Raw genomic sequence first — 13,386 nt, 5'->3', positions numbered from 1 at the left:
TGTGTATTTATTTTAGAAAGGGGTTATTATCATGGCTGATGAAAATCGCAGGATAGCGGAAGAACTGGTACAGGCTGTCGGCGGGGAAGAAAACATATCTTCCATAGCCCACTGTGCTACAAGACTTCGGATCATGGTAAAGGACAAAGAGAAAATTGATCAGGACCGCGTAGAAGAACTCGACAAAGTAAAAGGAGCTTTCTATAATGCCGGGCAGTTCCAGGTTATTTTCGGAACTGGAACGGTTAACCGCATCCATGAACAGATGGTAGCGATCGGCATGCCGGAAGCTTCGAAGTCCGAACAGAAAGAAGAAACAAAGAAGCAGGGCAATTGGCTGCAGCGGCTGCTGCGTACGTTCGGTGACATTTTCGTGCCGATTATTCCGGTACTTGTTGCGACGGGTCTTTTTATGGGTTTCCGTGGACTTATTACAAACATTTTCCCGGGAGCACTGCCGGATAACTTTCTTCTATACACAGAAGTTTTAACGGATACAGCGTTCGCCTTCCTCCCGGCGCTCGTCGCCTGGTCGGCCTTCCGGGTATTCGGGGGCAGTCCGGTTATTGGTATCGTGCTCGGTTTAATGCTCGTTAACCCGGCACTTCCGAATGCTTACGAAGTGGGTGCCGGAGATATAGATCCGCTGTATTTCTTCGGGTTTATACCTGTCATCGGCTATCAGGGATCCGTACTGCCGGCATTTATCGCCGGTTTCGTAGGGGCGAAGCTGGAAAAATGGCTCCGTCAGCGTGTGCCGGAAGCACTCGATTTAATACTCACACCGTTCCTGACACTTCTCATTATGATTACAGCAGCCCTGTTTGTACTAGGACCGATCTTCTCAGCAGTGGAAGCTGGAATTATGGGTGGAGCAAACTTTGTACTTGATCTGCCGTTTGGAATCAGCGGGCTGATTATCGGTGGTCTTCACCAGGTTATCGTTATTACGGGTGTCCATCACATATTCAACCTGTTTGAAATTCAGTTGCTGGCAGACAACGGTCTCAACCCGTTCAACGCACTGATTACGGCTGGTATTGCAGCCCAGGGTGGTGCAGCTCTTGCAGTCGGTCTTAAAACAAAGTCCAAGAAATTGAAGGCACTGGCACTGCCATCCTCTCTTTCCGCATTTCTTGGAATTACCGAGCCGGCGATCTTTGGTGTAAACCTTCGTTATATCAAGCCGTTTGTTCTTGCATTGGTCGGTGGTGCAGCAGGTGGTTTCTTTGCCTCTTTGTTCAATCTGCAGGCAACAGGCATGGCTATTACGGTCATTCCGGGAACTCTGCTTTACGTAGAATCGGCGATTACGCTTATTCTATATATTTTGACAAACCTTATCGCAGCAGGAGTTGCCTTTGCCTTAACATGGCTCTTCGGCTTCTCTGATGATATGCTCGATTAATCAAAAAAGCCTCCGGAAATTTCCGGAGGCTTTTCAATGTTTCAATGAACAATTTTGGATACTGAATCAGCGCCTGTCTTTATCTTTTGAGCCGGAGCTGTCCGATTCATCTTCACCAAGCTGCTCTTCAAGATCGTCACGCAGATCTTCATAAATTTTTTCTTTAAACTCTTCGTATACTTCGTCTTTAATATCGTCGTACACTTCATCTTTTACCTGTTCATACACTTCATCTTTCATTTCTTCGTACACTTCATCTGTCAGGAAGTCTTCCCGCATATTTTCTTTGAAATCGTCCTTAATTTCTTCCCGGACGTCATCTTTCATATCGTCGTAAACATTTTCTTTCATACCGCCGTAAACTTCATCTTTGACGCGTCGGCGTTCATTTTTGCGTCTGCGAAGACTTTCAACTTTCAAGTCCCTGCTCATCATAATAAGCAACGAAAAGATCATGACGATCATTATAATTGCAAATGGCAGGGCGGCGACAATGGAGGCGGTCTGCAGCCCCTCCAGACCACCGCTCAGGAGCAGCACACTTGCTGTACCGGCGATGAGAAAGCCCCAGATTACTTTTACTGAAAGTTTCGGGCTCAGACTTCCGCTGCTCGTCATTGCTCCGAGAACATAGGAAGCAGAGTCGGCAGAAGTAATAAAGAAAATAATGATGAGGAATATAGCAAGCGTACTCGTTATCGCAGCGAGCGGCAGTTCACCAAGGGTAGTAAACAGCGCCAGTTCGACTTCTTCCATAACGAGATCTCCGATCAGTTCATTTCCACCGAGAATAAGATCGAGTGCCGTTCCTCCAAAAGCGGTAAACCAAAGAGCGGCAAGAAGAGAAGGCACGATCAGCACCCCGGCAACGAATTCCCGGATCGTACGTCCCCGGGAAATACGGGCAATAAAGATACCCATAAACGGTGCCCAGGAAATATGCCATGCCCAGAAAAAGATGGTGTTATTACCGAGCCATTCCCCGTCCCCGAAAGGATCAAGATCCAGGCTCATCGACATGACATTCGACATGTAGCCGCCGATCGTTGTTACAAAGTTTTGTGCTATGAAAAGAGTCGGTCCTACGATAATCACAAATAGGAGCAGAAGTGCAGCTATAACGAGATTGATAGAACTTAAAATCCGGATACCTTTATTGACTCCGGTAGCTGCCGAGAAAATGAAAAGCACAGTAACGATCGCTATAATTGTCATCTGCGTCAGTGCCGTATTTTCAATTCCTTCGAATAAGTATGAAAAACCTCCGGATATCTGCAGGGCACTTAAGCCAAATGTAGTGGCCACCCCGGTGGAAGTAGCTAGAACTGCCAGCGTATCAATTCCTTTACCGAATGCCCCGTATGCTTTATCTCCGAGGATCGGGTGAAAAGCAGAACTGATGAGTGCCGGCTGGTCTTTACGGAACTGCACGTAAGCAAGCGTGAGGGCGACAAGAGAAAAGATAGCCCATGGGTGAAGTGCCCAGTGGAAAACCCCATACCGGAGGCCGGCTGTCGCAAGTGTACCTTCCCCTGCTCCGACATAGTCAGGGTGGGGGTCGAAGAAATAAAGGACAGGTTCAGCAACTCCCCAGAAGACGAAGCCTACGCCGATACCGGCAGCAAACAGCATGCCGATCCAGGTGAAAAAATTATACTCCGGTTTTTCATCTTCTTTACCGAGCCTCAGTTTCCCAAACGGACTGACGGCCAGAAAAAGAACGAAAGCGATAAAAAAGGCGGTGGACAGCATGTAAAACCATCCGAAATTATTTAATGTAAATGCGAGGCCCTGATTGGACCGTGCTTCCAGGGATTCCGGCCCAAGAAATCCCCAAAGTACAAACGCAGCCACCAGCGGAGCTGAAATGAAAAAGACAATGCTTGGTTTCTTCGTTTCGTACGAATAATGATCGCTCATAAATGTAAGCATACCCGCGCAGAACGCGGATACTTCCCCCCCTTCGGTATGTAATGACGAAGCTGCAAATTTGAAAAAATGAGCCGACATTTATCTTACTGTTTAATTCCCCTAATGTCCACTCGCGAAAACACGTATTTGAAACATCTGGCATAATTGTTATAAATGATTAGTATAAAGAAGGAAAATACCAGGTCGATCGATAATTAATTAAGGAGGCGGGGATAAGAATCTACCGGCACATTCTTATTATTTTTTAGAGTTGAATAAATTGGAAGGAGAAACTAATGGCTGAATTTGATGATTTTTTAAAGCTCGATATCCGCATTGGAACAATTATAGAAGTGGGGGAACTCGAAAAAGCAAGAGTGCCATCATTGAAAATGAAAATTGATTTTGGAGAAGAAATTGGAATCCGCCAGTCCAGTGCGCAGATTACTAAACGTTATGAAGCGGGGCAGCTGAAAGGCAGACAGGTCACGGCAGTGGTGAATTTTCCTCCGCGTAAAATCGCGGGCTTTTCTTCGGAAGTGCTCGTTCTAGGAGGAATACCTGGTGAAGGGGACGTGGTGCTTCTGAAACCGGATGAGCCAGTGCCCAACGGTACAAAAATCGGATAAAAAAGGCCGTCTCAGGAAGGAGACGGCCTTCAAAACGTTAATAACTCTGAAGTGTTTTAGAGAGGCTGTTTTTAAAAAGATGGCTCTATTATTTCAAAGGAAACGGCGTCAAAGTGCATGTCCTCCACGTAGACTTCAAGGCGGTAGTTCCCCGTCTGAACAGCGGGATCTTCTGCGTCCAGTATTTCCAGAGAAACTTTGTCAGTGGAAAAGAAAGCCACGCTCTGGTCGCGGACGGGTACCCACTGATCATTTTCTTCATACAGCAGTTCGTAGCTGAGTGCCCGGTTATCCAGGGCTTCCCCTACGTAAAACATATTAATCCGGGATTCATATTTTTCAAACAGAGGGTTTCTGCTCACGTCCAACTGCCCCTGTGGCGACACTCCATCGTCCCCGTAAACGTAGACCCCTTCTTCAAGAGCAGGATTATAAGACCACTGAGAAATGGTGAGCAGCGGCCAGGCAAGGACGGAAATAAACAGAAGCGGCACAAGACTGCCTGCTGCAGGACTCCATCCACTTTTATTGAAAATTGGGGGCAGGTGCTGGGTAGTTTCATTCGCTGTCAAACCGGATACTTTCCGAGCGTAAAGAGCATTACCGAACAAGCCGAAAAACGAATGGATTAAAAGCACAGGGAAAAGAAGCAGCCATAAGGAAGGCACCGCTCCGGCCCCAGCGTCGATCAGAGCAGGGAGAAAAGATTCCAGCAGAGCAAAACCAAGATAGAAAAGCCAGTAAAATAGAGCAGCACCGTACATATGACGCGAAGCAGCCCAAAAAGGCGCAAAAAAGAAAGCGGCCCAGTTCCAGCCGGCAAAAAGGAAAGGGTTTTTATGAGCATTCCACTTTTTCTTATAATATTCTGAGTTTTTTTCGATGTATTTTTCCGGGTCTTTTTGAAGGATATTCATATATTTTCTCCTTTATCATTTGTTCCGGATTCAGTGTAGCATGAAAGGCAGAACGAATGAAGCGGACTGATTGAAAAAGCTCCCGGAAGACGATGCCTCCGGGAGCTTTTTTATGAAAGAAAATTAATGAGTATCGTAATCCTCTGGAGAATCTGCTTCCACAGGCTCTGTGAGACTCATATGTCCAAGAAATTCCTCTGTTTCATCGCCATCAATGAGGATCATTGTCTGAGCAGCTCCGAACTGCTCCATCATCATTGCGATCTGCTCTGTCATAAGACCTTCTCCGCTGGATCCCAAATTAGCATTCTGCACTTCCGGAGAAAGTGAAACGTTAGCGGTATCTCCATCTAATTCTACATATTGAACCTCTGCCTCCGCTGGAAATACCCCGTAAAGCTCTTCGTCATCCGGTCCGGCAGCCCACAAATCCATCGCTTCCTCTGCACCGCTCTCGTCCATTGTTACAGGCTCTGCTTCGACGCGGAGAGTCTCAAGCAGCTGATCATCGGAGAAGTACAGGTAGAGTGGATCGACCATAGATGCTTCTTCGTCCGCTTCCTCTTCACTGGCATTTTCTTCGTTGGAAGCATTATTGACTTCTTCGTTCTCTTCTTCATAATTTTCATCAGTATTGCTGCTGTTTTCGTTAGAATTATCATTGCTGTCGTTATGTTCATTGTTTTCGTCTGACATATTATTTCCGTTATCTTCCTGATTATTCGTGTTTGTATCATTTTCATTTTCACTGTTTTCATTATTGTTATTTTCACCTATGGAACCACCGCTGTTATTTTCCTCATTGATCTCATTGAGGTTTTCTTCCACTTCATCGGCGCCTCCGGTATTTTTGTCGGTATTTTCATCGACAGGACTTTCTCCCCCCTGGCCGCACGCTGTCAGCCCTCCGATAGTTAGGGCGCTTATGAGCACAAAAGACATTTTCTTCATACATTTATTCCACCTTTCTATAGTTTGTTACTTTCCACTGCAGTGCATCAAACGCAGAAAAGAAGCCTTTTTCATTTGTTCTATATATTGAAAAAAGGAGCGGTGACTGCCGGGAAGCTTTCTGCAAAGCAGCAATGACAAGAACAGAGTGCAAAAATATCCCCATCTGTAAACGTAGACGCTTATTTGACCCGGGGGTTACAATTACTTGGTTATTATAGATAATTTCTGGAATAATTACCAGGAGAAAAATGCAGACTGTATACTCACGGGAATGTGTAAATCCGTTATACTGGTAGTGAGGGAAAGGAAGTGATGACAGCGGCACAGCGGAACAGTCGTATAGAATACGTATATGAAGCACTGATGGCAGTCCTTGCGTTTGCTGCTGTAGCAACTATCTGGTTTGAGACAAGCCTCGAACCTGTCATTGTATGGGGGACATGGGGCATCTTTTTCATAGATTTCTGCGTCCGCTTTTATAACGCGGAACGAAAATGGGAATTTATTAAAGCGCATCCGTTTATCGTCATAGCGGTTATTCCACTTGATGCAATTTTTCAATTTGCACGTATAGCGCGGGTACTGCATTTTCTACGTTTAAAAGCGATGACGAAATATTATATGAAACCGGCCGTACAGCTTCTGGAAAAACAGAAGGTCACCCATGTTGTTTCCGGACTTGCAGTAATCATATTTCTAAGCACAGCCCCGCTGTACTGGGCGGAAGGGGAGCGGTTTGATCATTATTTTGAAGCCTTTTTAGGGAGTGCGTCTTCTCTTGTGTTTTTCGGTTATGCCTACATTGATCCCCAGTCTATAACAGGGACCATTACGGTAACACTGCTTACGGTGTGTGGAGTGATTATGCACGCTGTAGCGATCCGGTTTATTCTTTACTGGGTCAGGGATACTTACCTTGCAAAAAAGGCGGAAAAAAAGTGGGAGGACTTTAAAAATTAGCCTGGAACTGCGGGAATCCCAAAGTGTTAATAAAGCATTTTATGTATTGGAGTCCTGCACCGTGCTTTCATCAGCCGGGCAAACTCATCCATCGTAAAAAAACAAATATTCTCATAAGGTAAATTAAAAACTCTCCCACACGAATGCGGGAGAGTTTTTTAAAATGATTTACTGGTTAAGATCTTCGATAGAATCGATGTCCATGTATTCAGGAACAACGAGTCCTGTGCGGGCGCCTTCGAGGTTCGCTCCGAGATCTTCCATGTCATCACCGTAATCTTCTACGAGGTGCTCGTGCGTAAGCGGCAGCCACGCTGCTACCATCGCATCAGCTTCGCCGGTTGCAACAGCCTGGAACATAAAGTTTGCTTCCAGTGGATCCATCGTTACTTCGTAGCCGAGATCTTCCAGAACTAGAGCGATCATGTTTGTAGAAGCAATTTCAGATTCCCATGCTACAAAGACGAGGTCGATTTCTTCGCCATCTACAGAATCTACACCGTCTGTCCATTCAGAGACAGTATCTTCATTAGCATCAATCCAGTTGCGGGCAGCTTCTTCTTCGTCGGTGCCCTCCTGGATTTCCATCATAACTTCGTTCATGTCATCTTCTGTCCACTCGAAGTTATCGAGCACTTCATAGGCTTCCGGCATATCATCAGAAAGACCGTCACGTACAAAAGTGTGAATATCTTCCGCTTCACCGAATACGTTTTCCGGGTCATCAAGGAACTTCAGGTCGTACTCTGCAAACTTCCAGTGCGGTGTCCAGCCCGTAACAACAATCGGCTCTTCATTTTCGTAGGCAGTTGCAAGTTCCTGCGTCATTGCAGAGTCAGAGCTTGCTGTAATTGTCCAGTCTTCCAGTTCGTATACTTCAAGTGCTTCGTCAGCAGCCGACATAATGCCGGCACCGGCATCAATCCCGGTAATTGTGTGCTCAAGCTCTTCAGCGTAGTCTCCGCCTCCAGCTTCGCCATCGTTAGCTGCCTCGTTGTCTTCATTGTCCACAGCGTTGTTATTTTCGTCAGCTGCGTTGTTTTCCGCCGTGTTTTCCTCTGCGTTAGTATTGTTATCTGCTGTATCTGCGTTGTTCTCGTTATCTGCCCCGCATGCTGTTACGAGAAGGGAAAGAGACAAACCTGCTGCTAAACCAAACTGGTGTCTTCGTTTCATAAAAAATCTACTCCTTTGTAGTGGATTTATTTGGTATTTCATTATACCTGTTATTTATGCTTTCCTGTTCTCCGGGTTCAGAGCCTGTGTAAGACGGTCAAGAATAATAGCCAGAATTACGAGGCTGATACCTGCTTCAAATCCCATTGCCATGTCATTTCGTCCAACGGCATAGTAAACTTCCCGGCCGATCCCGTCTGTTCCGATCATCGCAGCAATAACTACCATGGAGAGTGCGAGCATAATCGTCTGGTTGATCCCGGCCATAATTGTTACCTTGGCCATTGGAAGCTGTACTTTGAAAAGCTTCTGACCAGGGGTGGAACCGAATGCGTCGGAAGCTTCGATCATTTCTGCCGGTACCTGCCGGATTCCGAGGTTGGTCAGGCGGACGGTAGGCGGCATGGCGAAAATAACCGATGCAATAACTCCCGGAACGATACCGATACTGAAAAAGGCAACCGCCGGAATTAAGTAAACAAACGCGGGCATTGTCTGCATAAAGTCGAGAATCGGTGTCACAATATTTTTAACGAGATCGCTTCTTCCCATCCAGATTCCGATAGGGACACCGATCACAATAGAAATGAGTGTTGCTGTAATAACGAGGGAAAGGGTTAAAATCAACTCATCCCAGTAGCCGATACTTTCAATGAACAGCAGTCCAAGAAAAATAAGAATCGGCAGACCGAATTTTTCAGACTTGCGTACGAGCATATAGCCGATAACTGTCAGAATAAGAATGAACAAAATTGGCGGTATCAACCCGAAAAAGCTGTTGAACATTCCGGTGACCCAGGCTACAAAGCCACGGATACCGTCAAAAATAAACTGAGCGTTCTGAAGCCAGTCTACAAAATCTTCAATCCATGTACCTACCGGAAGTTCCGGCATAAAATCAAGAATTGCATCAAACCATGCGTAAATTGCTTCCCAAGTTTCACTCACTTGTATTCACCTCTTCTCCTGAAAGTGCTGCAAGTATTTTACTGCGGATAACGATACCTGCAAGCTTGTCGTTTTCCCCGAGTACCGCGATCGGTACATGAGAAGTGGAGGAAAGGTTGAAAAGGTCGTGCATCGGTGTATCCAGCCTGCACGTCGGCACGTCCTTTTGAACATACGGCGTAATATCACTTTCATCCCGGTTGACAGCTTCTGCAATATCGCCGGCATGAATAATTCCCTGCAGCTGCCGGGTGCGGTTAACAACGTAAATGCTCGAAATGTCTGCCTTTCTCATACGCTGCAGTGCCACACGCGTTCCTTCTTTTTCCATGTTTACTGTTTCAGGGCGTGTCATAATGTTTTCCGCTGTATAGACTTTTGAACGATCCACATCTTCTACGAAGCGGCGGACGTAATCATCAGCCGGATGCATAAGTATATCTTCCGGGGACCCGATCTGTACTACCGCACCGTCTTTCATAATCATAATACGGTCTCCAATACGGAGCGCTTCATCCAGATCATGCGTAATAAATATAATAGTTTTCTGCATGGAGGATTGAAGATCGAGCAGTTCATCCTGCATATCCTTACGGATCAGCGGATCGAGCGCGGAAAACGCTTCGTCCATCAGCAGAACATCCGGATCGTTCGCCAGCGCGCGGGCAAGGCCGACACGCTGCTGCATCCCGCCGGAAAGCTGGTCCGGAAATTGATCTTCATAACCCTGCAGGCCGACAAGCGCCAGGGATTTCATCGCTTTCTCTCTGCGTTCTTCCTTTGCGATACCTTGTACTTCCAGACCGTATTCCACGTTTTGCAGAATTGTACGGAAAGGGAACAGACCGAACTTCTGGAAGACCATACTCATATGCTTTCTGCGTACTTCCCGCAGAGCGTTGTCGTCCATTTTAGCCAGATCGTCTCCTTCGATTTGGATCTGACCGTCCGTTGGATCAATCAGCCGGTTCAGCAGACGGACAAGCGTGGATTTACCACTCCCGGAAAGTCCCATAATAACGAAGACTTCCCCTTCATTAACATCAAACGTTGCACGGTTCACACCGACGGTTAAGCCGGTTTTTTCCAATATTTCATCTTTCGACTTTTTTTCCTTCAGCATGTCAAGCGCCGGTTTGGGGCGTTTGCCGAAGACCTTTGTCAAATTGCGGACTTCAATTTTCGCCAAAGAGCTCACCTCGATTATTATTTTTACTTCTACACATATAGGCCGGCTGAAATGCCTTAGTATCCAACTCTAAAAAAATATGAGAAAATCAACCTTTTCTACTATACGTGCCACGAAGAGAAATGACAAACAGTGTGAATAGGTCTGAGTTTCCAAAATGACGGAAAAGCGCCGGTGAACTGCTGTGAAAGGTAGTTAGCTTTATAATACTATAATTATCAAGAAATAGCACCTTTGTCTGGTGTGTACTTGTAAGGACTTACGACACTTCATTGTCTAGTTCTTAAGTAATGTAAGGGCTGCCAAACCCTTAGTGTTATAAAGGGATACACTCCGCAGGTTAATTCCGGATGCTGAGAAAACTTTTTTTAAAAAAAGTTTTCTCAGGGCGCTTCAGTCCCCCGATTCTCCTTTTTCTAACGCTGTTCTTTCTCCTGGAGAAAGAAACCGGCTGTTTATAAAGTGTTTTTTATAGATGTGTATACATTTCCCTGCTTTCGCCTCAACAGGACGCTTTCCGGGCGGGCCGACTTCAGCTAATTTCTTCCGCCCATCAACCGGAAGAAATGGATCTTCCACTCGTCCTATCTCGCCTCGGAGTCGCCTGCTGCAGATCCAGCAGGAAAATAAAAAGACGTTTTCTCTTCTAAAAAAACCTGTTGATTCCGTCCTTTCTTCTCTTCCATTCAGGAAAGGCTTTTTCCTCTGGAACGTCCGGCGGGGACGCCTATGGGAATAAAGCGAAGTCGGAAGATCCTTTTCAAAGCCGGAGGGCAATCAGCTGACGATGAGCCCCGCGGCAAGCGAAGAAAAAAGAAGCCGCAGGAAACCTTCAAAAACAACACTGAGCTTTAAAAGTGCGACTCATGCACAACCGTTGCACCTTGAGGAATGAAAAGGTTCTTTTCCAGCAAGGTTACCTCTTATTCTAAACAGGAGGATGGAATCAGCTGAGGCCGGCCCGCTTGGAAAGCCTCTCCATGGAAACGAAAGCAGACGTTCTTTTTTTGTTCAAGGCAGTCAATATAAAAACTTTTTTCAGGGTGTATTAATCCCTGGCTATCCTTTTTATTCTATATACAGGGAAATTTTCAGAAGGCTTCAGGTGTGGTCTGAAGAATTTTATGTACTGAGCTTCGGTCTCCGGATGACGATGAAAACGGAGGCGGGGAAGGCGTGCATGTTCTATTTCGATATCTGTTACAATAAAGAAAGCATATTCGGGAAAGTTACATAACTATCCAAAAATTTGTAACATGTTCAGCGCTTACAGCGTCAAATAGATGAAGCAGGGAGGTAATGACGTGAGAGAGGAGTTTGAACGGCTGTACTCTGCCTATCACCAGCAGCTATTCCAATACTTATTTTACCTCGTCCGGAACCGGGAAACAGCAGAGGAGCTCGTTCAGGAAGTGTATATAAAAGTACTCCACTCCTACGAAACTTTCGAGGGAAAAAGCAGCGAGAAAACATGGCTTTATTCTATCGCCAAGCACGCAGCGATCGACTGGATACGCCGCCAGTCCCGAAAGAAAAGAAAGTTTGAGGGGAAGGAATACGAGTGGAGTGAACGGGAATTTGAAATTGAAGACAAGCAGCCGCTGCCGGATGAAATCGTGGCCCAGCAGGATGAGATTCAGCATATTTATAAAACAATGAAAAAATGTACAAAAGACCAGCAGCAGGTGATTGTTCTGCGCTATATACAAGGGCTGTCCATCGCAGAAAGTGCCGATATTCTCGGATGGTCAGAAAGCAAAGTGAAAACGACCCAGCATCGGGCGATAAAAACTCTGCAGAAGCATCTTCAGGCTGATGGTGAAAATGTACAAGGAAAGGAGGGTTCCCCTTGAATAACGATAAATGGTCGGAAAAAGAGCTGGAGGACACGCTGAGACGTATGCCGCCGGTAAAAGATAAGCAGACAAAAGACGAACTTTTTCATGCAGTAAAGCAGCGGGCGGACAAAGAAGCACCACAGCGTAAAGTTTCTAAAACCTGGTTTTTCCCGGCGATGGCATCGGCAGCAGCTCTGCTTCTGATCGTACTTATGATTCCTTCCTTTATGAACACTGGAATGTTTTCATCCAGTGACGGCCCGTCACCAGCTGATAACGGAGAGACGAATACTTTCGATGCAGCAGATAACAACGAGGCGTCCGAAAATAATAACAGTTTTTCTGTGCAGAATAATGAAGAGAATGTGGAAAATACGAATACGGTCAGCCCGGATACCGACGGCAGTGAATCTTCTGCACCCGAAGAAGCGGCTGAAAATGAAAATAGGAACAGCAATAACAATGAAAACGAAAATAGAAATAACAATAGCAGTGAAAACGAAAATAGAAATAACATCAGCAATGAAAACGAAAATCAAAACTCCGGCAGCAATGTGAACGAATCAGACAATAACCGAAACAACGAGCCTGCAGACAGTCCGGAAGAGGTTCCGGAGGATGATAACTATTTTGCAGCGGACGATGAAGGATATTCGGTGGAAGAAGAAGAAAGTCTTTTCGTTACGGCAGCCATGCTGGAAGAAGATGAAATATATTACGGTATTCCGGAAGCAGCAGACGGGATGTCTAAGGAAGAAGCAGTGGTTTATGCTCTTCAGGAAAGTGACCCGACTTCTGGAAGTTACTTTGAAGCATTGGAAGAAGCCGAATTTAATGGAGGTTCGTCCAATGCCTTAACACTCCGTTTCGCGGAAGAGAACCAGCTGGCTTCTTTATCGAGTGCAGAGTATTATTTTATGGAAGAGGTACTTCAGGAAACACTGGCCCTTTATCAAGTTTCCGAAGTGAATTTTGAAGCAGGAGAAGAAGAGCTGCTCGTCGGGCAGTCAGGTCAATCAGAAGTTGACCTTTCAACGCTGAACCGCGGCTATTACCCGCTGAGCAGTGGAGAAGGACTTGTCAGTGCAGGAGCTGCGGGGGAACCGATGACGAGTGGAGCGGGTGATCCGCTCAGCTTCGACGAAACGCTCACACAGATGGAGGAAGTCAACGGGCAGGACTGGTACGAACCAGCGGTGCCAGACACCGTGGAAATTGAAGATGTAAGGTATGAAGGGGAAACTGCTTATGTTTTCTACACCGCTGAAGAAAACTCGGAAGAATCTTTTGAAACATTCAAAGAAGCGGTACAGCTGACAGCCAAGTACTTTACGCTCGACACGGTACAGCTCGTCAACGAAGAAGAAAAAGAAGTAACGCTGCTTCCAGTGCAGCTGCCATAAAAAGACTGCGCCTTCCGGTACGACCGGCGCAGTCTTTTTTTATACTTCTGTTA

12 protein-coding genes are annotated in these 13,386 nt (G+C 46.0%); 6 read left to right on the top strand and 6 right to left on the bottom strand.

Features of this window, described 5'->3' with window-relative positions:
• Positions 1 to 31: 31 nt before the first annotated feature.
• Positions 32 to 1,408, top strand: coding sequence for a sucrose-specific PTS transporter subunit IIBC (locus C6Y45_RS10455; protein WP_107585162.1), 1,377 nt, complete (start codon positions 32 to 34; stop codon positions 1,406 to 1,408).
• 66 nt (positions 1,409 to 1,474) lie between these two features.
• On the opposite strand, the gene C6Y45_RS10450 is transcribed toward C6Y45_RS10455, so the two are convergent.
• The gene (locus C6Y45_RS10450; RefSeq protein WP_107585203.1) at positions 1,475 to 3,328 is read right to left on the bottom strand and encodes a BCCT family transporter; all 1,854 of its coding nucleotides are present in this window, start codon (positions 3,326 to 3,328) and stop codon (positions 1,475 to 1,477) included.
• Positions 3,329 to 3,615: 287 nt separating this feature from the next.
• Between C6Y45_RS10450 and csaA the strand changes: the two genes are divergently transcribed.
• Positions 3,616 to 3,948, top strand: coding sequence for a chaperone CsaA (gene csaA / locus C6Y45_RS10445; RefSeq protein ID WP_107585161.1), 333 nt, complete (start codon positions 3,616 to 3,618; stop codon positions 3,946 to 3,948).
• A gap of 71 nt (positions 3,949 to 4,019) precedes the next feature.
• Here csaA and C6Y45_RS10440 read toward each other — a convergent pair whose 3' ends face one another.
• Entirely contained in the window at positions 4,020 to 4,865 is an 846-nt protein-coding gene (locus tag C6Y45_RS10440) for a DUF2628 domain-containing protein (protein ID WP_107585160.1), read from the bottom strand.
• A gap of 123 nt (positions 4,866 to 4,988) precedes the next feature.
• Entirely contained in the window at positions 4,989 to 5,816 is an 828-nt protein-coding gene (locus tag C6Y45_RS10435; protein ID WP_107585159.1) for a GerMN domain-containing protein, read from the bottom strand.
• A 312-nt stretch (positions 5,817 to 6,128) separates the two neighbouring features.
• Here C6Y45_RS10435 and C6Y45_RS10430 point away from each other — a divergent pair, with 312 nt between their 5' ends.
• Positions 6,129 to 6,779, top strand: a complete 651-nt coding sequence (locus tag C6Y45_RS10430) for a hypothetical protein (RefSeq protein ID WP_146159170.1) — start codon at positions 6,129 to 6,131, stop codon at positions 6,777 to 6,779.
• Between the two features lie 168 nt (positions 6,780 to 6,947).
• Here the strand turns inward: C6Y45_RS10430 and C6Y45_RS10425 are convergent, their stop codons facing one another.
• From C6Y45_RS10425 to C6Y45_RS10415, 3 genes are read right to left on the bottom strand one after another with little or no spacing between them, the layout of a single operon-like run.
• Entirely contained in the window at positions 6,948 to 7,955 is a 1,008-nt protein-coding gene (locus C6Y45_RS10425; RefSeq protein ID WP_107585157.1) for a glycine betaine ABC transporter substrate-binding protein, read from the bottom strand.
• Between the two features lie 54 nt (positions 7,956 to 8,009).
• Positions 8,010 to 8,849 carry an ABC transporter permease gene (locus C6Y45_RS10420; RefSeq protein WP_107585202.1) on the bottom strand — a complete coding sequence of 280 codons (840 nt, stop codon included), beginning with the start codon at positions 8,847 to 8,849 and terminating at the stop codon, positions 8,010 to 8,012.
• Between the two features lie 46 nt (positions 8,850 to 8,895).
• The gene (locus tag C6Y45_RS10415; RefSeq protein WP_107585156.1) at positions 8,896 to 10,092 is read right to left on the bottom strand and encodes a quaternary amine ABC transporter ATP-binding protein; all 1,197 of its coding nucleotides are present in this window, start codon (positions 10,090 to 10,092) and stop codon (positions 8,896 to 8,898) included.
• 475 nt (positions 10,093 to 10,567) lie between these two features.
• On the opposite strand from C6Y45_RS10415, the gene C6Y45_RS17550 reads away from it, so the two are divergent.
• From C6Y45_RS17550 to C6Y45_RS10395, 3 genes are all read left to right on the top strand, one after another.
• Positions 10,568 to 10,831: a hypothetical protein gene (locus tag C6Y45_RS17550; protein ID WP_160058308.1), complete on the top strand. Its 264-nt coding sequence runs from the start codon at positions 10,568 to 10,570 to the stop codon at positions 10,829 to 10,831.
• Between the two features lie 565 nt (positions 10,832 to 11,396).
• Positions 11,397 to 11,945: an RNA polymerase sigma factor SigX gene (gene sigX, locus C6Y45_RS10400; RefSeq protein WP_107585153.1), complete on the top strand. Its 549-nt coding sequence runs from the start codon at positions 11,397 to 11,399 to the stop codon at positions 11,943 to 11,945.
• A complete protein-coding gene (locus C6Y45_RS10395; RefSeq protein ID WP_107585152.1) occupies positions 11,942 to 13,333 on the top strand; it encodes a hypothetical protein in 1,392 nt (463 codons plus the stop codon). The genes sigX and C6Y45_RS10395 overlap by 4 nt, the downstream gene beginning before the upstream one ends.
• Positions 13,334 to 13,386: the final 53 nt, after the last annotated feature.

It is taken from the genome of Alkalicoccus saliphilus (genome assembly GCF_003044065.1).
GTDB lineage: Bacteria > Bacillota > Bacilli > Bacillales > Salisediminibacteriaceae > Alkalicoccus > Alkalicoccus saliphilus.
Note: the sequence above shows the minus strand (reverse complement) of the source record. Positions and strands in the feature narration are given on the sequence as shown.

Bases quoted from the DNA above. Each gene is read 5' to 3' on its own strand.
- C6Y45_RS10450 (WP_107585203.1), bottom strand. From the start codon at position 3,328: ATGAGCGATCATTATTCGTACGAAACGAAGAAACCAAGCATTGTCTTT.
- C6Y45_RS10420 (WP_107585202.1), bottom strand. From the start codon at position 8,849: ATGCCGGAACTTCCGGTAGGTACATGGATTGAAGATTTTGTAGACTGG.
- C6Y45_RS10425 (WP_107585157.1), bottom strand. From the start codon at position 7,955: ATGAAACGAAGACACCAGTTTGGTTTAGCAGCAGGTTTGTCTCTTTCC.
- C6Y45_RS10455 (WP_107585162.1), top strand. From the start codon at position 32: ATGGCTGATGAAAATCGCAGGATAGCGGAAGAACTGGTACAGGCTGTC.
- C6Y45_RS17550 (WP_160058308.1), top strand. From the start codon at position 10,568: ATGTGTATACATTTCCCTGCTTTCGCCTCAACAGGACGCTTTCCGGGC.
- C6Y45_RS10435 (WP_107585159.1), bottom strand. From the start codon at position 5,816: ATGAAGAAAATGTCTTTTGTGCTCATAAGCGCCCTAACTATCGGAGGG.
- C6Y45_RS10440 (WP_107585160.1), bottom strand. From the start codon at position 4,865: ATGAATATCCTTCAAAAAGACCCGGAAAAATACATCGAAAAAAACTCA.
- csaA (WP_107585161.1), top strand. From the start codon at position 3,616: ATGGCTGAATTTGATGATTTTTTAAAGCTCGATATCCGCATTGGAACA.